Origin of the sequence: Pseudorhizobium xiangyangii (assembly GCF_020531965.1) — a bacterium.
Taxonomy (GTDB): domain Bacteria; phylum Pseudomonadota; class Alphaproteobacteria; order Rhizobiales; family Rhizobiaceae; genus Neorhizobium; species Neorhizobium xiangyangii.
In genome coordinates this window covers 1-17,065 of the sequence record NZ_JAJAWH010000016.1, presented here as the reverse complement: position 1 = coordinate 17,065, position 17,065 = coordinate 1, and the positions used below count along the sequence as shown (strand labels likewise).

15 protein-coding genes and 1 tRNA gene are annotated in these 17,065 nt (G+C 61.6%); 7 read left to right on the top strand and 9 right to left on the bottom strand.

Translation table 11 applies throughout. The features are described 5' to 3' along the window. Positions 1–13 precede the first annotated feature (13 nt). Entirely contained in the window at positions 14–175 is a 162-nt protein-coding gene (locus LH464_RS15315; protein WP_226787270.1) for a hypothetical protein, read from the bottom strand. A gap of 2 nt (positions 176–177) precedes the next feature. Then, on the bottom strand, positions 178–4,902 hold the full coding sequence (gene gltB, locus LH464_RS15310) for a glutamate synthase large subunit (RefSeq protein WP_226787269.1): 4,725 nt from the start codon (positions 4,900–4,902) through the stop codon (positions 178–180). Between the two features lie 387 nt (positions 4,903–5,289). Here gltB and LH464_RS15305 point away from each other — a divergent pair, with 387 nt between their 5' ends. Further along, positions 5,290–6,336 carry a threonine aldolase family protein gene (locus LH464_RS15305; protein ID WP_226787268.1) on the top strand — a complete coding sequence of 349 codons (1,047 nt, stop codon included), beginning with the start codon at positions 5,290–5,292 and terminating at the stop codon, positions 6,334–6,336. A 76-nt stretch (positions 6,337–6,412) separates the two neighbouring features. On the opposite strand, the gene LH464_RS15300 is transcribed toward LH464_RS15305, so the two are convergent. Together LH464_RS15300 and LH464_RS15295 are read right to left on the bottom strand one after the other, a co-directional pair. Further along, positions 6,413–6,895: an Hsp20 family protein gene (locus LH464_RS15300; protein ID WP_226787267.1), complete on the bottom strand. Its 483-nt coding sequence runs from the start codon at positions 6,893–6,895 to the stop codon at positions 6,413–6,415. A 432-nt stretch (positions 6,896–7,327) separates the two neighbouring features. After that, on the bottom strand, positions 7,328–7,972 hold the full coding sequence (locus tag LH464_RS15295; protein WP_226787266.1) for a TetR/AcrR family transcriptional regulator: 645 nt from the start codon (positions 7,970–7,972) through the stop codon (positions 7,328–7,330). Between the two features lie 100 nt (positions 7,973–8,072). On the opposite strand from LH464_RS15295, the gene LH464_RS15290 reads away from it, so the two are divergent. After that, the gene (locus tag LH464_RS15290; protein ID WP_226787265.1) at positions 8,073–8,861 is read left to right on the top strand and encodes an NIPSNAP family protein; all 789 of its coding nucleotides are present in this window, start codon (positions 8,073–8,075) and stop codon (positions 8,859–8,861) included. 117 nt (positions 8,862–8,978) lie between these two features. Beyond that, positions 8,979–9,947, top strand: a complete 969-nt coding sequence (locus LH464_RS15285; RefSeq protein WP_226787264.1) for an alpha/beta fold hydrolase — start codon at positions 8,979–8,981, stop codon at positions 9,945–9,947. Between the two features lie 9 nt (positions 9,948–9,956). Here the strand turns inward: LH464_RS15285 and hisN are convergent, their stop codons facing one another. Continuing rightward, the gene (gene hisN, locus LH464_RS15280) at positions 9,957–10,730 is read right to left on the bottom strand and encodes a histidinol-phosphatase (protein ID WP_226787263.1); all 774 of its coding nucleotides are present in this window, start codon (positions 10,728–10,730) and stop codon (positions 9,957–9,959) included. 260 nt (positions 10,731–10,990) lie between these two features. Then, positions 10,991–11,875, bottom strand: coding sequence for an N-formylglutamate amidohydrolase (locus tag LH464_RS15275; RefSeq protein ID WP_226787262.1), 885 nt, complete (start codon positions 11,873–11,875; stop codon positions 10,991–10,993). Positions 11,876–12,053: 178 nt separating this feature from the next. Here LH464_RS15275 and cpdR1 point away from each other — a divergent pair, with 178 nt between their 5' ends. Together cpdR1 and LH464_RS15265 are read left to right on the top strand one after the other, a co-directional pair. After that, positions 12,054–12,419 (top strand): response regulator CpdR1, encoded by a 366-nt coding sequence (gene cpdR1 / locus LH464_RS15270; protein WP_226787261.1) that lies wholly within the window; start codon positions 12,054–12,056, stop codon positions 12,417–12,419. A gap of 103 nt (positions 12,420–12,522) precedes the next feature. Beyond that, positions 12,523–12,597 (top strand) — tRNA-Val (locus LH464_RS15265). A gap of 180 nt (positions 12,598–12,777) precedes the next feature. Here the strand turns inward: LH464_RS15265 and LH464_RS15260 are convergent. Continuing rightward, the gene (locus tag LH464_RS15260) at positions 12,778–13,425 is read right to left on the bottom strand and encodes a hypothetical protein (RefSeq protein WP_226787260.1); all 648 of its coding nucleotides are present in this window, start codon (positions 13,423–13,425) and stop codon (positions 12,778–12,780) included. A 248-nt stretch (positions 13,426–13,673) separates the two neighbouring features. On the opposite strand from LH464_RS15260, the gene LH464_RS15255 reads away from it, so the two are divergent. Then, complete coding sequence (locus tag LH464_RS15255) at positions 13,674–13,847, top strand: DUF1328 domain-containing protein (RefSeq protein ID WP_226787259.1); 174 nt, start codon at positions 13,674–13,676, stop codon at positions 13,845–13,847. Positions 13,848–14,038: 191 nt separating this feature from the next. Here the strand turns inward: LH464_RS15255 and LH464_RS15250 are convergent, their stop codons facing one another. Both LH464_RS15250 and LH464_RS15245 read right to left on the bottom strand, forming a co-directional pair. Next, a complete protein-coding gene (locus LH464_RS15250) occupies positions 14,039–14,479 on the bottom strand; it encodes a YybH family protein (RefSeq protein ID WP_226787258.1) in 441 nt (146 codons plus the stop codon). 171 nt (positions 14,480–14,650) lie between these two features. Next, entirely contained in the window at positions 14,651–15,379 is a 729-nt protein-coding gene (locus LH464_RS15245) for a DUF1003 domain-containing protein (protein WP_226787257.1), read from the bottom strand. Positions 15,380–15,571: 192 nt separating this feature from the next. Here LH464_RS15245 and LH464_RS15240 point away from each other — a divergent pair, with 192 nt between their 5' ends. Next, positions 15,572–16,999 carry a mannose-1-phosphate guanylyltransferase/mannose-6-phosphate isomerase gene (locus tag LH464_RS15240; protein WP_226787256.1) on the top strand — a complete coding sequence of 476 codons (1,428 nt, stop codon included), beginning with the start codon at positions 15,572–15,574 and terminating at the stop codon, positions 16,997–16,999. The last annotated feature ends 66 nt before the right edge of the window (positions 17,000–17,065 follow it).

The following is a 17,065-nucleotide window of genomic DNA, read 5'->3' as shown; positions in this document are numbered from 1 at the left end:
GTGTAAACCCTCTTCAAAGCAGGGTGCCCTTCGGGCCCCAGTACCAGTAGGCGAAGCCGATGGCCGCCCCCAGCACGATGAATTCCAATGCGACGCTGCCGTTCGCCATGAAAGCGGCCGCCGGAACAGCGACCGCGATGACCACCGAAATCGATCGATGGAGGATCGGCAGCACGGTTACTCGGCCGCCACGCCCATGCGCATGCGCTCCATCTCTTCCAGTGCACGGCGGTATTCGACCGGCATGACCTTGCGGAACTTCGGCCGGAACTCGGTCCACCGATCAAGGATCTCCTTTGCCCGGTTCGAACCGGTGTAGTGCAGGTGGTTGGAGATCATCTGGTAGAGGCGCTCCTCGTCGTGGCGCGTCATGTCCTCGGAAACGTCGACGCGTCCCTTGTGCATGAGGTCGCCACCGTGATGGTGCAGCTTCTCCAGCATGTCGTCCTCTTCCGGAACCGGCTCGAGTTCGACCATCGCCATGTTGCAGCGCTTGGCAAAATCGCCCTGCTCGTCGAGCACGTAGGCGACGCCGCCCGACATGCCGGCCGCGAAGTTGCGGCCCGTCTCGCCGAGCACGACGACGATACCGCCCGTCATGTACTCGCAGCCATGGTCGCCCACGCCTTCGACGACGGCGATGGCGCCGGAGTTGCGGACGGCGAAGCGTTCGCCCGCCACGCCGCGGAAATAGCACTCACCGGTGATCGCGCCGTAGAGCACCGTGTTGCCGACGATGATCGCCTCTTCGGCCTTCAGCCTGGAGTTCTCGGGCGGGCGAACGATGATGCGGCCACCGGAAAGACCCTTGCCGACATAGTCGTTGCCATCGCCCACCAGGTCGAAGGTGATGCCGCGGGCAAGAAACGCGCCGAAGGACTGGCCGGCCGTGCCGCGCAGCGTCACATGGATGGTGTCGTCCTTGAGGCCCTTGTGACCCCAGCGCTTGGCAAGCGCACCCGAAAGCATCGCGCCGGCCGACCGGTCGACGTTCTTGATCGGCACTTCGAAGACGACCGGCTCCTTGCTCTCGAGCGAGGGCATCGACTTCTCGATCAGCTTGCGGTCGAGGACATCGTCGATCGGGTGCTTCTGGCGCTCGGTCCAGTAGGTCGCTTCCTTGGGAGCGTTGACCTTGTGGAAGATCTTCGAGAAATCGAGCCCCTTGGACTTCCAGTGGGCGATCATGTCGTCCTTCTCCAGAAGCTCGGATGCGCCGATGATGTCGTCCAGCCTCGTGTAGCCGAGCGAAGCCAGGATCTCGCGCACCTCTTCGGCAACGAAGAAGAAGTAGTTGATGATGTGTTCGGGCGTACCCTTGAAGCGCTTGCGCAGCACCGGATCCTGAGTCGCGACGCCGACCGGACAGGTGTTGAGGTGGCACTTGCGCATCATGATGCAGCCGGCGGCGATCAGAGGTGCTGTGGCGAAGCCGAATTCGTCCGCACCGAGCAGCGCGCCGATGATGACGTCGCGGCCGGTCTTCAACCCGCCATCCACCTGCAGCGCGATGCGCGAACGAAGACCGTTCAGCACCAGCGTCTGCTGGGTTTCGGCAAGGCCGATTTCCCAGGGGCTGCCGGCATGCTTCAGCGAAGTGAGCGGCGAAGCGCCCGTGCCGCCGTCAAAGCCCGCGACGGTGATATGGTCGGCGCGTGCCTTGGCGACACCGGCCGCAACCGTGCCGACGCCGACTTCCGACACCAGCTTGACCGAAACATCGGCTTCCGGGTTGACGTTCTTCAGGTCGTAGATGAGCTGCGCCAGATCCTCGATCGAATAGATGTCGTGGTGCGGCGGCGGCGAAATGAGACCGACACCCGGGGTGGAGTGACGTGTCTTGGCAACGGTCGCGTCCACCTTGTGGCCGGGCAGCTGGCCACCCTCGCCGGGCTTCGCCCCTTGCGCCACCTTGATCTGCAGCATGTCGGCATTGACCAGGTATTCCGTGGTCACGCCGAAGCGGCCGGAGGCAATCTGCTTGATCGCCGAGCGTTCCGGGTTCGGCGAACCGTCCGGCAGCGGCATGTAGCGGTCGCTTTCCTCGCCACCTTCACCGGTGTTCGACTTGCCGCCGATGCGGTTCATGGCGACGGCCAGCGTCGTATGTGCCTCGCGGCTGATAGAACCGAATGACATGGCGCCGGTCGAGAAGCGCTTGACGATGTCCACCGCCGGCTCAACGTCGTCCACGGATACCGGCTTGCGGCCGATCTTTTCCGCCGACTTGACGTTGAACAGGCCACGGATCGTATTCATCCGAAGCGCGGTCTCGTTCACCATCGCCGAAAATTCGCGGTAGCGGTCCTGGCTGTTGCCGCGCACGGCGTGCTGCAGCGAGGCGACGGCATCCGGCGTCCAGGCATGCGCTTCGCCGCGCATGCGGTAGGCATATTCGCCGCCGATATCGAGCGTGCGGGCCAGAACCGGGTCCTTGCCGAAAGCCGCGTGGTGGCGGGCAACGGTCTCTTCCGCGATTTCGTTGAGGCCGACGCCTTCGATCGTGGTTGCCGTGCCGAAGAAGTACTTGTTGACCAGTTCGGTCGATATGCCGATCGCGTCGAAGATCTGCGCGCCGCAATAGGACTGATAGGTCGAGATGCCCATCTTGGACATCACCTTCAGGATGCCCTTGCCGACCGCCTTGATGTAGCGGCTGACGATTTCCGAGCCATCGACCTCCTTCGGGAACTCGCCGCGCGCATGCATGTCGGTCAGCGTGTCGAAGGCGAGATAGGGGTTGATGGCTTCCGCGCCGTAGCCGGCGAGACAGCAGAAGTGATGAATTTCGCGCGGCTCGCCCGATTCGACAACCAGACCGACCGAGGTGCGCAGGCCCTTGCGGATCAGGTGGTGATGAACAGCGGCGGTCGCCAGCAGAGCCGGGATCGCCACGCGATCGGGACCGACCTGGCGGTCTGACAGCACGATGATGTTGTAGCCACCCTTCACGGCCGCCTCGGCGCGTTCGCAGAGCCGGTCGAGCATTTCCGGCATCCCTTCGGCACCGCGCTCGATGTCATAGGTGAAGTCGAGCGTCTTGGTGTCGAACAGGTCCTCGGTGTGGCCGATGGAGCGGATCTTCTCGAGATCGCCATTGGTCAGGATCGGCTGGCGCACTTCCATGCGCTTGGCGCGCGACGCACCTTCGTGGTCGAGCAGGTTCGGCCGCGGACCGATGAAGGAGACAAGGCTCATCACCAGCTCTTCACGGATCGGATCGATCGGCGGGTTGGTAACCTGCGCGAAGTTCTGCTTGAAATAGGTGTAGAGCAGCTTCGATTTCGCCGACATGGCCGAAATCGGCGTATCGGTCCCCATCGAGCCGATTGCCTCCTGGCCGGTCGTCGCCATGGGCGACATCAGCAGCCGGGTATCTTCGCTCGTGTAGCCGAAGGCCTGCTGACGGTCGAGCAGCGACACGTCGCGACGAAGCGCTCGCGGCTCCACCGGCTTCAGCTCTTCCAGGATGAGCTGCGTGTTGTCGAGCCAGGTCCGGTACGGATGCTTGGTCGCCAGCTCGCGCTTCACCTCCTGGTCGGAGATGATCTGGCCCTTTTCCATGTCGATCAGCAGCATCTTGCCCGGCTGCAGGCGCCACTTCTTGATGATCGTCTCTTCCGGCACCGGCAGCACGCCGGCTTCCGACGCCATGATGATGCGATCGTCGTCGGTAACGACATATCGCGCCGGGCGCAGGCCGTTGCGGTCGAGCGTCGCGCCGATCTGGCGGCCGTCGGTAAACGCGACGGCAGCAGGACCGTCCCACGGCTCCATCAGGGCCGCATGGTATTCGTAGAAGGCCTTCCGCTCGGGCGACATCGACTGGTTTCCGGACCATGCCTCGGGAATGAGGGTCATGACCGCGTGCGCCAGCGAATATCCGCCACGGAGGAGGAACTCGAGCGCGTTATCGAAACAGGCCGTATCCGACTGGCCTTCGTAGGAGATCGGCCAGAGCTTGGAGATGTCCGAGCCGAACAGCGGCGAGGAAACGGACGCCTGGCGGGCCGCCATCCAGTTGACGTTACCGCGCAGCGTGTTGATTTCGCCGTTATGGGCGACCATGCGGTACGGATGCGCGAGCTTCCACGACGGGAAAGTGTTCGTCGAGAACCGTTGATGCACCAGAGCCACGGCGCTTTCAAAGCGCGGATCGGAAAGATCGTTATAGTAGGCGCCCACCTGATAGGCGAGGAACATGCCCTTGTAGACGATCGTCGTGGACGACAGCGATACCGGGTAGAAGTCCTGCGCTTCCTTACCGCCGCCCTCGTCGTAGATGCGGTTGGAAATGACCTTGCGGATCAGGAACAGCTTGCGCTCGAAATCGGCATTGGTGGCCGCGTCGTTGCCGGCGCCGATGAACGCCTGGACGTGATAAGGCTCGGTCGCGGCGATATCCGCCGCCTTGGAGAGCGAGGAATTATCGACCGGCACATCGCGAAAGCCGATAAACTGCTGCCCCAGCTCGGCAACGACATCGATGATCACCTTCTTGTAATGCCCGATGCGATCAGGATCGCGCGGCATGAAGAAGTGACCGACGGCGTATTCGCCTGCCTTCGGCAGCGTAACGCCTTGGGCGGCCATCTCCTCGCGGAAGAAACGGTCCGGGATCTGCACCAGGATGCCCGCTCCGTCGCCCATCAGCGGGTCGGCGCCGACAGCGCCGCGATGCGTCAGGTTCTCGAGGATGAACAGGCCGTCCTTGACGATCTGGTGCGACTTCTTGCCCTTCATATGAGCGATGAAGCCGACGCCGCAGGCATCATGTTCGTTTTTGGGATCGTAGAGACCCTGGGCCGACGGAAGACCGGTGGACGCGATCGCCGCACGCTTGTCCGCACCCTCAACAGTCGAGGCAATGGCACCAGCGTGTGTTTCGACAGTCTTCGTCATCGTCGTCCTCCCTTCGGTCCCGCGGGACAAGGTAGTTGTTATCGGAGACGAGGCAGATGCCCCGAATTTCGCACCGAGACCGCCCGTAGGCCAGGAGCCCACTCGAGCGGTCGAAGCACCATTTCTTGAATAAATAGGTCAACTGCTCTGACCTATTTCCAATCGATGTATGACACGATCGCCCTTCTGCTTCAAGAGGGTCGGCATTCACAAAACGCGCGAACTTGTACGAACGTTGCCGCCAACCTGCATACTGCGCAATTTAATTACTCATTCGATGGCGATCCGTTCCCCTTGTTGCCGGTCGGCGTTTTTGCCGTACGCCTACGATTGATCGCAGCGCAAAAGCCGCTAGTTTCGGGGCACCCCGACTCCCAGGAGACACCGATGTTCTTTGCTTCCGACAATTGGGCCGGCGCCCATCCGGCCATCAACGAGCGCCTGCTGCGCGAATCCGCACGCTTTGCATCGGCCTATGGATCGAGCGAACTGGACCGCACCATCGAGCGGCGCTTCAACGAGATCTTCGAACGGGAGGTTGCCGTATTCTTCGTCGCAACGGGGACGGCCGCGAACTCGCTTGCCCTTGCCAGCGTCGCACGCCCCGGCGGCGTCGTCTTCGCCCACACGGAAGCCCATGTCATCGAGGACGAGTGCGGCGCGCCGGACTTCTTCAGCGGCATGCGCATGGTGCCGGTCGATGGCCCGCTCGGCAAGATGACGCCCCAGGCCCTGGAAGCAAAAATTGCCCGCTACCCGCAGGACGCCGTGCATCACGGCCGCGCCGCTGCCATCACCATGACGCAGGCGACAGAGGTCGGCAGCGTCTACACGCTCGATGAGATCGATACCCTGTCCAGCATCGCCAAGGTGCACGGCCTGCCGCTTCATATGGACGGCGCCCGGTTCGCCAACGCACTGGTGGCGCTCGAAACGACACCCGCCGAGATGACCTGGAAGCGCGGCGTCGACATCCTGTCCTTCGGCGGAACGAAGAACGGCTGCTGGTGCGCGGAAGCAATCGTCTTCTTCGATCCCGCCATGGCGAAGGAGTTGCCGTTCATCCGCAAGCGCACCGCGCAGCTGTTTTCCAAGTCACGGTTCATCGCCGCGCAGTTCGAAGCCTACCTGAAGGACGGGCTGTGGCTGGAGCTCGCCGGACATGCAAACACCATGGCGGATCGCGTCCGTGAAGGGCTTGCGGCGTCCAACAGCGCCCGTCTCGCCTGGCCGACACAATCCAACGAGATCTTCGCGATCGTTCGAAAGGAAGCTGCCGCCATTGCCGAAGAGAAGGGCGCCAAGTTCTACGACTGGCTGCAGCCGCGTGACATGCCGGAAACGGTTGCCGGCGACGAAATGCTCATTCGCCTCGTCAGCAGTTTCGCCACGAGCTCCGACGACGTCGATGCGTTCCTGAAGGCAATCACCTGAAAATAGTGCTCTTCAGACAGCAAAACGGCCCCTCGGATAGAGGAGCCGCCTTTGGCCTTGGGAGAAGGCAGGAAAGTTAGTTGACCTGCTGCGGAGCCACCTGGGCTTCAATGGTCCTGGCCCCATCGCCTGCTTCAGCAGCGATCGCGATACGGCGCGGCTTCATCGCTTCGGGAACATTCCGGAGAAGGTCGATATGGAGAAGGCCGTTCTTCAGCGAAGCCGACTGGACTTCGACATGATCCGCGAGCTGGAAACGGCGCTCGAAGGCGCGTTTGGCGATACCGCGATAGAGGAACTCGCTCTGCTCGGAGGTTTCTTCCTCGGACTTTTCGCCCTTGACGGTCAGCACATTCGCATGCGCTTCAAGGCTGAGTTCCTTCTCATCGAACCCGGCAACGGCCATCGTGATGCGATAGGTGTTATCGCCGGTCCGTTCGATGTTGTAGGGCGGATAGGTCTGGGCCTGTTCGGGCTGCCCACGGTTATCGAGCAGGCTGAAGAGACGGTCGAAACCAACGGTCGAGCGGTAGAGGGGGGAGAAGTCGACGTGACGCATTTTTGTCCTCCTAGGAAGCGACGTTGCGAGTTTTTCCAGTGCCCTCGCACCCCTTGATGGCGATGCGGTGAGCGTTTCGCGAGCCCTTTATGGCGCCCGCAGCATCAAGATGGGAATTGCCGTTTGCGGCTTCAAGCCCTCCGGTCGAGGAGGATTTCGGCCGCGTGAACGCTCGATGAACGACAGGTTTCGCACCCGTTCAGGATAGCGGGCCTAGAAAGGCATCCATCGGCGGACAACGCTCCGTCGTCGACTGAAGTCATGTCCCTTCTCTTCAGTCCGCTCGCCGGGACAGCAGGATGCAAAACCCGCTGTCCCGGCTTTTTCCCGGCTTCAGGTAGCAAAGACCACCAATGGCGCAGCAACCGGAGCAGCGTCGCAAGGCATGAGCAGTGGACCGACCTGGCTATGGCCTCGGGGCCACCTGGAAATTCAGGCATCGGTGACAAGGGGCGGCCGCGCCTGCTTCTGGAGCATGGTGATGAGTTGCTTGGCACAGATTTTCAGGGGCTCTACGCCCTGACAGGCTTTCGCCATCGCCATCGCCCCGGAATAGGTTGCGACGACCAAGGTGGCCATGGCCTCGGGATCGAGGTCGTGGACGGCGCCCGACTGCAGGTCAGCCCGCAGCTTGTCGGCGATGGCGCTGCGCCAGCGTACAAAGATTGCATCGATCTCTGCCTGGAAATCTCCATCCTGACGGGCCAGTTCCAGCGCCAGGTTGTTCAAAGGGCAGCCTGACACCGCCCCCTTCCCCTCCAGCTCGGCGACGATGGCTTCAAAGGCTGCGTGAATCCCCTCCGATGTCGTCGCCGCCAGTTGGATCGGCCTGATCCAGGCCTCCTCGACAGCATCTGCCACACGATTGCGGATGACGGCGAGCCCCAGCGCCTTTTTGGTGGGGAAATGATGGGAGAGCGCCCCGCCCGTGACCCCCGCGTCGCTCTTCAGGTTATGCATTCCTGTCGAATGGTACCCACGGATTGAGAACTGCGCATAGGCGGCATCGACAAGGCGCTGCTTTAGACCCTCAGGGTCGTTCGTGCGGCGGTACGGCAAGGTATTGTGCTCGGCCATGGATCGTCCCCTTTCACAGCAACTTAGCAGGGTTGACAAAACAGGACAATCATCCTGTATTGCAGAACAGGACAATCAACCTGTTTTGGAGAGATGCTTAATGACGAAGTTCTCGAATCAGATAGCCAGTGAGCAGGAAGCATCGGCGGAGGTCGCCGACGCCACGCCATCCTCGGTCATCGAACTGCGGCGGTATCGACTCCATCACGGGGCCAGGGAAAGGCTGATCGACCTGTTCGACCGGGAGTTTATCGAGTCCCAGGAAACGCTGGGAATGAGCGTCATCGGCCAGTTCCGCGATCTCGATGATCCCAACAGCTTCGTGTGGCTGAGAGGGTTTCAGGACATGCCCTCCCGCGCGGTGGCGTTGAACTCATTCTATACTGGTCCGGTCTGGGCCTCCCACCGGGATGAGGCAAACGGCACGATGGTCAATTCAGACAACGTCCTGCTTCTGCGCCCCGCATCGCCCGGCGCCGGGCTTCCGCCGCCGCGTGTCGCGCGTCCCGCGCTTGGCGCGACAGACCTGCCGCCTAGCCTTGTCGTCGCCACGATCTGTTATCTCGCACCACGCACGGAAGACGAGTTCGCGAAGTTCTTCGAGGTGACGCTGAAGCCACATCTTGAGCAGGCCGCGGCCACCGTACTGGCTACGCTGGTGACCGAGCGCGACCCGAACACCTTTCCCAGGCTACCCGTCCGCGAAGGCGAAACCGTCTTCGTCTGGCTCTGCGCGTTCCCGGATCTGAATGCGTACCAGGTCCACCTTGCCGATCTTGCGCAATCCGAGATCTGGATGACGGACACAGTCCCGGAGATGGAGCGGCGGACATGGCGGCAGAACGAAGTGTCGCGACTGAGACCGACAGCGCGGTCACTGCTACGGTGATGCAGAGCGGCGGGGCAGTTGCGAGGGTCCTCGATCAGTCCTTGAGGATCGGCGGCGTTTGCTGCCGAAAGCTGCTTTTTTCCTTGACCTCTCGCGATCAGCACCTATCGCTAAGGGATGCACGACATCCTGAACCTGACGCCCGAAAATCCAGCTCCCTACGACTACACGGCCGGCTATTTCACCGGGCACAAGGGCGTGAAGCTGCGTTACGCGATCTTCCGCTCGGTGATTTCTCCCGCGCGCGGCACGGTCGTGCTGCTTCATGGACGCAACGAATTCATCGAGAAGTATTTCGAGACGATCCGCGATCTGAACGAGATGGGCCTTTGGGTCGCCACGTTCGACCTGCGTGGCCAGGGCGGCTCCGACCGGATCCTGAAAGATCGCCAAAAGGGCCATGTCCGGCGCTTCAAGGATTACGAGCACGACCTGTCGATCTTCCTCGAGGAGATCGTCCTGCCGGATACAAGGCTGCCCTTCTTTCTTGTTGCCCACTCGACCGGCGCGCTGGTCGCGCTGTCGGCCGCGCCGCGCCTATCCAACCGCATCAGCCGCATGGCGCTGGCCGCACCCTATGTCGGCCTCCGCCACGAGACGCTGCCGACCGGCATCATCCGGCCGCTTGCGGCAGCCGCCTGCTGGACGGGTTTCGGGCGCCTGTCGACCGGGCATGATCGCAGCCGTCACTCCTCCCCCGGCAATCCGCTGACGTCCTCCGTTGAACGATCCGCGCGCACTGCGCGGTTCATCGAGGCGCACCCGGAACTTGCGGTCGGCGCACCGACGTTCCGCTGGCTGCACGAAACACTGAAGGCCGCCCGCCACGTCAGCCGTCAGGAGCACCTGACGCAGATCACCATTCCGACGCTGATCCTCGCGCCGGTCCTCGACGGCATCATTCCCTATTCGGCGATGGAGGAGCTGTCGCGGAATTTCCGGGCAGGCCAGCTGGTCACGATCAACGGCGGCCGTCACGAACTCTTCTGCGAGCGTGACATCTACCGGGCCCAGGCGCTGGCAGCGATAGAGGCCTTCATGCCGGGGCTGGACGGGGGCATGAACCTGTCCGAAACCGCCGCCTGAGCCAATCGGTCAGGCGTTGAGGATCGCCATGGCCTTGTCGTGCAGAACCTTGCTGCCGGCCGCGATGATGTTGCCGCCGCCCTCGGGCCGCCCGCCATCCCAGGTGGTGATTATTCCGCCGGCCTGCTCGATCAAAGGAATAAGCGCACCGACGTCATAGGGTTTCAGCGCACTCTCGATCACCAGATCCACATGGCCCGAAGCCAGAAGCGCATAGGCGTAGCAATCCGTGCCGTAACGGAAAAGCCGCACCTGACGCTCCACGGCCTGGTACCGGGTGATCTCGTCACCGACGAAGATATGCGGCGACGTCGTGAAGAGGATGGCGTCCGAGAGGTTTTCGCAGCCACGCGTCGCAATCTGCCGCTCGCCATCCGGCCCGCTGTACCAGGAGCGCTTTCCGTCGGCGAAATATCGCTCTCCCGTAAACGGCTGGTCGATGAGGCCCATCGTGGACTTGCCGCCGCTCTGGAAGCCGATCAGCGTGCCCCACATGGGCACGCCGGATATAAAAGCCCGCGTTCCGTCGATCGGGTCGATCACCCAGATATGGTCGCGATCCAGGCCGATATCGTCATGCTCCTCGCCGAGAATGCCATGCTCGGGAAAGCGCTCCTCGATCCGTGCGCGTATGGCGCTTTCTGCCGCCCTGTCCCCCTCCGTCACCGGGTCGAAACCGCCTTCGAGCTTGTTCGTCACATAGGCACCGGTTCGGAAGCGGGGCAGCGTTTCCGCCTTGGCGGCATCGGCAAGCGCATAGAAGAAGGCACGATCGGGAAGCATGGGGAACCTCGTGAGCGGATATGCGTCAGCGGTTTTAACCGGGACAGGCCGGGATGCAATGCGTCGGGACGAAATGTGGAAGAGATGCAACAGTTATGATCAATTTCTAATCATGGCTCTTGCGTGCTTGACAATTGTGCAACGCAATATTAGCATTACATCACAGTCTATGACTGCAATACCCTCCTTGGGTGTTTCCTCCCTAGACTAGCCGCGCTCAGGCGCGGTTTTTTTTTGCCCGCTCGGATTATGGGAATTTCTCACTCGGCAGCGAGCGCTGTCGTGCCGGAAAGCTCGTCTGCGAATTCCGAAAGCTGGCGCATGAAGGTGAACAAGTTGCCGGCCACCGCATCGAAGTCCGGCCGCTTCGCAAGCGTGACCTCATCGACGTATAGCCCCCTGTTGATCTCGACCTGCAGCGCATGCAGGCCACGCGCGGGCCGTCCGTAGTGTTCGGTAATGAACCCGCCCGCATAGGGCTTGTTGCGAACCGCCGAGAAGCCGAGTTCGGTCAGGATGCCGATCGCCGTGCGCGACAGTTCCGCCGACGCGCTTGTACCGTAGCGGTCGCCGATGATGAAGTCCGGCTTGATCTCCGATCCCGACAGGCGCACGTTGCCCGGCATGGAGTGGCAGTCGATAAGTATGCTGACGCCGAACTGCGTATGGGTGCGGGCAATCAGCCGCCGAAGCGCCGCGTGATAAGGCTTGTAGATCGATTCGATCCGCGACAGCCCCTCCTCTATGCACAGGCGGCCGCGGTAGATCTCGACGTTCTCGGCGACGATTCGCGGAATGGTGCCGAGCCCTCCGGCAACGCGCATCGAGCCGATGTTGGCATAGGGCGGCAGCGGCCCGTCGAACATCTTCGGGTCCAGTTCGTATGGCTCGCGGTTCACGTCCAGATAGGCGCGTGGGAAGTTGGCAGCCAGCAGTGGTGCGCCGAGATCAGGCGCCGCGGCGAAAAGTTCGTCGACGTAATGATCGGCCGATCGCCTGATCGCAAGGGAGTCGAGGCGTGTTTCGTTAAGGAATGAAACCGGGTAGCAGCGACCGCTATGAGGCGAGTTGTAGACGAAAGGAATGGTCTGGCAGGCGGGCTCTCTTACTTCGAATTGTTCGAATTCGCCTATCACCCAGTCCATTTAGCCTTTACCATGTCGTGAACTTCCCGAAGCAGCATGTTGCCAGTTGCACCCGGTGAAGTCCATACTATCTATGTCCTATCAGGATCAGCTTCCGCCGCCATTAAATGGATTTTTACCACGTTTTGGCTATGCTGGACGCTTCAAGAACGCGTAATCATGGAAAAACGGCCCTCGAATGATGCAGAAAATCCTTCTCGCCGAAGACGATAACGATATGCGGCGCTTTCTCGTGAAGGCGCTCGAAAAGGCGGGCTATAAGGTCGCTTCCTTCGATAACGGCGCCAGCGCCTACGACCGGCTGCGTGAAGAGCCCTTCTCGCTGCTGTTGACCGACATCGTGATGCCGGAAATGGACGGGATCGAACTCGCCCGCCGCGCCACCGAACTCGACCCGGACCTCAAGGTCATGTTCATCACCGGCTTTGCGGCCGTTGCGCTGAACTCCGATTCGAAGGCTCCTAAGGATGCGAAAGTGCTCTCCAAGCCCTTCCACCTGCGTGACCTCGTGGACGAGGTCAACAAGATGCTCGCCGCCGCGTGAGCCCAAACGGCGAAAATGCGGGGCTGTTAAAAAAGCTTCGCATTTCGCATCAAAATGCGGTTGACGGCCCGACCACTCTATGGTCTATGCGCCGACATCGGATGGGCGTGTAGCTCAGCGGGAGAGCACTACGTTGACATCGTAGGGGTCACAGGTTCAATCCCTGTCACGCCCACCATCCAAGTTTCTGTTTGAAAAGGCCTTTCGAGAAATCGAGAGGCCTTTTTGCATAGTGACCCGCAGGTTCAGAAAGCCCCCCGAGACCTCGGTAAACCACCAGCCGACAATCATCGAATTTTCTGGCCCGATGCGAAATCCGCGGCAGCTTCCAAGAGTCCGAATCAGCGCAGTTCGCCGCCTACCACCGGAACGAATAATCCGCCCTTACCGTCGCCGATCGGTCATTGGCTCCGAGATGTTCCCGCACCAGTGCCTTCACGGTCAGGTTCTGTCCCAGCTTCTGCTCCAGCCCGACGCCAAACGTCATGTCGCTGAACATGTCGACAGTGGAGGCCGTCGCAACAGCACTGCTGCCGGTCCTTGCGCGCGAGAGACGGAGCGAGTGGTTGGCTTCGAGCCCCTTCCACTGTGCATCGACGCCATTATACCGGACCGAATAGGCGCTGCGGCGCTCGATATCCATCGTCGGCGTCGCGATGTACTTCTCGTAATAATTCATGGTCAGGCTGGTGCTGCCGGTTCTCGGATCGATCCTCGCTCCCGCCTTGCGGGTCAGGGTGGATGCAGCGGTCCTGACCTCGCGTAGCTGCACGTCCCCCCATGCGGCCATCGGCATGTCGACCAGGGCTCCGGTGTCCGACGCCACGACGCCCATTTCGATCCCGGCGGCCGGCGCCAACACGGTCGGCATGCGGACGCCGATCCGCGCCGTATAGGACGTGTCGGAGTTTCTGGAAGGCTGCCAGATCAACGGCTTTTCGTCGGCAAGCACCGGCCGCAGCTGCAGCGCCAGAAATCCGAATGCGATAATCACGAGCTTGTTCATTACTTCACCTCGGCAATCGATACATGAAATAAGGCAGAACAGGGTTCTACTCGGAACCCGCTAATATGCGCCGCGCGTTCGCGGCCGTCTGCCACTCCACAATATGGAATTTGGATGAGGCACAAAACCCCTGGAACGGAGAATGCTTCGAATTCACGGCCAACTGTTGCGCATATGCAGCTCTGTGGGCCGCCTGGAACATTGTGCCCGGCGTTGCGTTTTCCGAGCTCAAGCCGAAGGAACACGCCATGTTGAAATGGGCTCTCATCTTTCTCGTCATCTCGATTGTCGCAGGATTTCTGGGCTTTTCCTCCGTTTCGGCTGCGACGGCAACCATCGCCAAGATACTGTTCTTCGTCGCGCTCCTGGTCTTCCTGGTCTTCCTCGTCCTCGCCATCATGGCCGGCAGCATGGCGTTCTAGCCGCGGCCCCACAGACGGGAGACGGGCCAGGGAGAGAGGGCAGTCGATGCGCCTGCACTACGTCGCAAGCTGCATCCTCCCGCCTCACCACCGTGAAGCGGGACATGTCATGTGCGCGGCGGAACTGCCCCGTCGATCCTATGGAACGACAAGCCGGCGCTGTCCGGGGCTGGCGCAGAGCGAGCCTCTGCTCAGTTGAACGTATGCACCTTGAGCTTCAAGCTGCCGTCTGCCTGCTTCTCGAATACGTGGGTTGCGAGCCCCGCCCAGGGCTGGTCCGCGCCCTTGTCATCCTTGCCGCTGGCGGACCATTTCGCGGTACCGATCAGCAGATTGCCATCGGCCTGCGCACCGATCAGCTCCAGCTTGTGGTCGGTGGCGCCCATGCCGAATATTCCACCAAAGAATTTCTCGACGCCGTCTGCCCCCTTGATCACGTCATGGGTGGCCGGCAGGAAAATGGCGTCAGCCGCGTAAAATGCCGCAACGGCTTTTGCGTCCGCTTTGTTGAATGCTTCGTCCCACGCCGAATAGGCGGCCCTTACCTCGTCGGCCGGATCGGCCTTGGCGGGGGTGAACGCCAAGAGACAAATGCACAGCATGCCAAACATCGAAGTCAGCAGTCTAACCATGTCATCCTCCCATCAGGTAGAGCGGCAGAGCTTCTCAAATGCCGCGCCCAAACCATACGCCCCGGTGGCTTCGTTGGGAACAGTGATGCGCTTGCCGCAAGGCGCTCCGCCGGGCGCGGAGGCGCCTGAACGGCAGCGCCAGGCAGCCTTGAGAAACTCGGTGGAACGGGATCAGCGCGGCGCATCGTTCCTCGTCCGGCCCTCGCTTCCCTGCAGGAGGTCGATCTGGATCTGCTGCAGTTCGGCAAGCCGGTCCCACTGGCGGGCCATCTGGTGGTCGATCTTCTCGTGCAGCTGGCGGATCTCCAGTTCGGCGCGCAGGTTCACCATGTAATCGTTTTCGGCGCGCTGCCGATCCTTCTCCTCCTGCCGCTTCTGGCTCATCATGATGACCGGCGCCTGCAGGGCCGCCACGCAGGACAGGAGCAGGTTGAGAAGGATGAACGGATACGGGTCGAACGGCCCGGAAAGCAGCCCCGAAACATTCACGGCCATCCACAGAACGAGAACCGTGCAGAAACTGAAAATGAAGCTCCAGGAGCCGCCGAAGGACGCCACAGTATCGGCCGCCCTTTCGCCCGGGCTTCGCGATGTCGGTTCCAATGCCGCGCGGGCAACCGACTGAACGGTCAGGACACCTTTTTCGAAGCTGTCGAGGACGCGTCGGTCAAGTTCGGAAAGCTCGCCACGCTCCTCGTTCAGCAGTTTCTCCACATAGGCCCGCCGATACTGGGCCAGATCCGCATCGCAAATCAGCGCGTCGTCGCCGACCGTCGAGACATTCTCGGCAATCAGCGCCTGAAGTGCTGGACGCAGTTCATCGAACCTGTGCAACTGCCGGGCCGGAAAGGTCTTTCCGCAGATTGCACATTGTGCACCGCCTCTATCATGCGCCTTCATGGTGCATCCTCCGCGTAGCTCGGGCTTCTCCCCTTAGTATAGGTCCGGTTTCTCTGTTTTATATTCTACAATCCATCCATGCCGCCTTGTTTCTAACCGGTTGCATCTTTCGCTTTCAGTCTCCGGCAGCAGCAGGTAGATGGTTTGCAACAGATTCCACGTATCGGCAGATAATTTCGAGGACAGGCGGACATGGCTCAGAAAATCGTTCCCGTGATCATGGCAGGCGGTAGGGGAACCCGGTTGTGGCCGCTTTCGAGAGCCAGCGCACCGAAACAGTTCATCCAGTTCGTCGGCGACCGCACGCTGTTTCAGGCCACGCTCACACGCGTTTCAAACCCCACCCTCTATGAAGCACCGATCATTGTAACCAACGAGGATTTTCGCTTCCTCGTCGCCGAACAGGCCCGTGAACTGGGTGTGACACTGGCCGCTACGCTTCTGGAGCCGGTCGCTCGCAACACGGCAGCCGCCGTTGCAGCCGCCGCCGCCTTTGTCATGGAGCGCAGTGGAGAGGATACTGTCCTCCAGCTGCTTGCCTCAGACCACGAGATCGCGGCGGACGAGAGTTATTTCGACGCCATCCGCATCGCCTGCGAGACCGCCCTTGCCGGAAAGCTGGTGACCTTCGGCATCCAGCCGACCGAGCCGGCCACCGGCTACGGCTATATCGAGGCCGGCGGGAAGCTGCCCACCGGGGCGCACGCGGTGAAGCGCTTCGTGGAGAAGCCGGTCCTTCCCGACGCGGAGAAAATGCTGGCGTCGGGTGGCTTCTACTGGAACTCCGGCATCTTCATGTTCACGGCCGGCCAGGTGATGCGCGAAATGGAGACCTTTGCACCGGATGTCGCATCCGCGGCGCAGGATGCGGTGCGCGAGGCGTCAAGCGATCTCGACTTCATCCGCCTCGACGCCAAGGCGTTTGCGAAGAGCCCCGATATCTCCATCGACTATGCGATCATGGAAAAGACCGGCAACGCGGCGGTAGTCCCATCCTCCTTCACCTGGTCGGACCTGGGAAGCTGGGATGCCGTCTGGAAGCTGGGAGCCCGCGACGAGGCCGGCAATGTGGCATCGGGCAACACGACGCTGCTCGACACGAAGAACTCGCTCGTCATGTCGCGCACCTGCCATCTCGCGGTTCAGGGATTGGAAAACGTTGCCGTCATCGCCAGCGAGGACGCGGTCTATGTCGGACGGCTGGAGGACAGCCAGAACGTCGGCAGGATCGTCAAGCGCCTCGCAGCCGCCAAGGCGACTTCGGCGCTGACCGAAACCCATCCGACCTCCTACCGCCCCTGGGGCGGCTACACCTCGGTCCTCAATGGCGACCGCTTCCAGGTGAAGCGTCTTTTCGTGCTGCCGGGCAAGAAGCTGTCGCTCCAGAAGCACCACCACCGCTCCGAGCACTGGATCTGCGTCAAGGGCACCGCCGAGGTGACGATCGGCGAAGAGGTGAAGACGGTGCGCGAAAACGAGTCCGTCTACATTCCGCAGGGCGAGGTCCATCGCCTCGCCAATCCCGGCAAGATCCTGCTCGAGATGATCGAGGTACAAACCGGTTCCTATCTCGGGGAAGACGACATCATCCGCATCGTCGACGAATTCGGCCGCAGCTGATCGCGCCTGCGCTCCCGGCGCGCTCGCGCCGGGACGCTCTTCCCTTTCCCTTTCCCTTTCCCTTTC

What these genes read in the sequence shown, in the direction of transcription:
- gltB (WP_226787269.1), bottom strand. Translation starts at nt 4,902, where the DNA reads ATGACGAAGACTGTCGAAACACACGCTGGTGCCATTGCCTCGACTGTT.
- LH464_RS15275 (WP_226787262.1), bottom strand. Translation starts at nt 11,875, where the DNA reads ATGGACTGGGTGATAGGCGAATTCGAACAATTCGAAGTAAGAGAGCCC.
- LH464_RS15250 (WP_226787258.1), bottom strand. Translation starts at nt 14,479, where the DNA reads ATGGTTAGACTGCTGACTTCGATGTTTGGCATGCTGTGCATTTGTCTC.
- LH464_RS15260 (WP_226787260.1), bottom strand. Translation starts at nt 13,425, where the DNA reads ATGAACAAGCTCGTGATTATCGCATTCGGATTTCTGGCGCTGCAGCTG.
- LH464_RS15295 (WP_226787266.1), bottom strand. Translation starts at nt 7,972, where the DNA reads ATGGCCGAGCACAATACCTTGCCGTACCGCCGCACGAACGACCCTGAG.
- LH464_RS15285 (WP_226787264.1), top strand. Translation starts at nt 8,979, where the DNA reads ATGCACGACATCCTGAACCTGACGCCCGAAAATCCAGCTCCCTACGAC.
- LH464_RS15240 (WP_226787256.1), top strand. Translation starts at nt 15,572, where the DNA reads ATGGCTCAGAAAATCGTTCCCGTGATCATGGCAGGCGGTAGGGGAACC.
- cpdR1 (WP_226787261.1), top strand. Translation starts at nt 12,054, where the DNA reads ATGATGCAGAAAATCCTTCTCGCCGAAGACGATAACGATATGCGGCGC.
- LH464_RS15255 (WP_226787259.1), top strand. Translation starts at nt 13,674, where the DNA reads ATGTTGAAATGGGCTCTCATCTTTCTCGTCATCTCGATTGTCGCAGGA.
- LH464_RS15305 (WP_226787268.1), top strand. Translation starts at nt 5,290, where the DNA reads ATGTTCTTTGCTTCCGACAATTGGGCCGGCGCCCATCCGGCCATCAAC.
- LH464_RS15290 (WP_226787265.1), top strand. Translation starts at nt 8,073, where the DNA reads ATGACGAAGTTCTCGAATCAGATAGCCAGTGAGCAGGAAGCATCGGCG.
- hisN (WP_226787263.1), bottom strand. Translation starts at nt 10,730, where the DNA reads ATGCTTCCCGATCGTGCCTTCTTCTATGCGCTTGCCGATGCCGCCAAG.
- LH464_RS15245 (WP_226787257.1), bottom strand. Translation starts at nt 15,379, where the DNA reads ATGAAGGCGCATGATAGAGGCGGTGCACAATGTGCAATCTGCGGAAAG.
- LH464_RS15300 (WP_226787267.1), bottom strand. Translation starts at nt 6,895, where the DNA reads ATGCGTCACGTCGACTTCTCCCCCCTCTACCGCTCGACCGTTGGTTTC.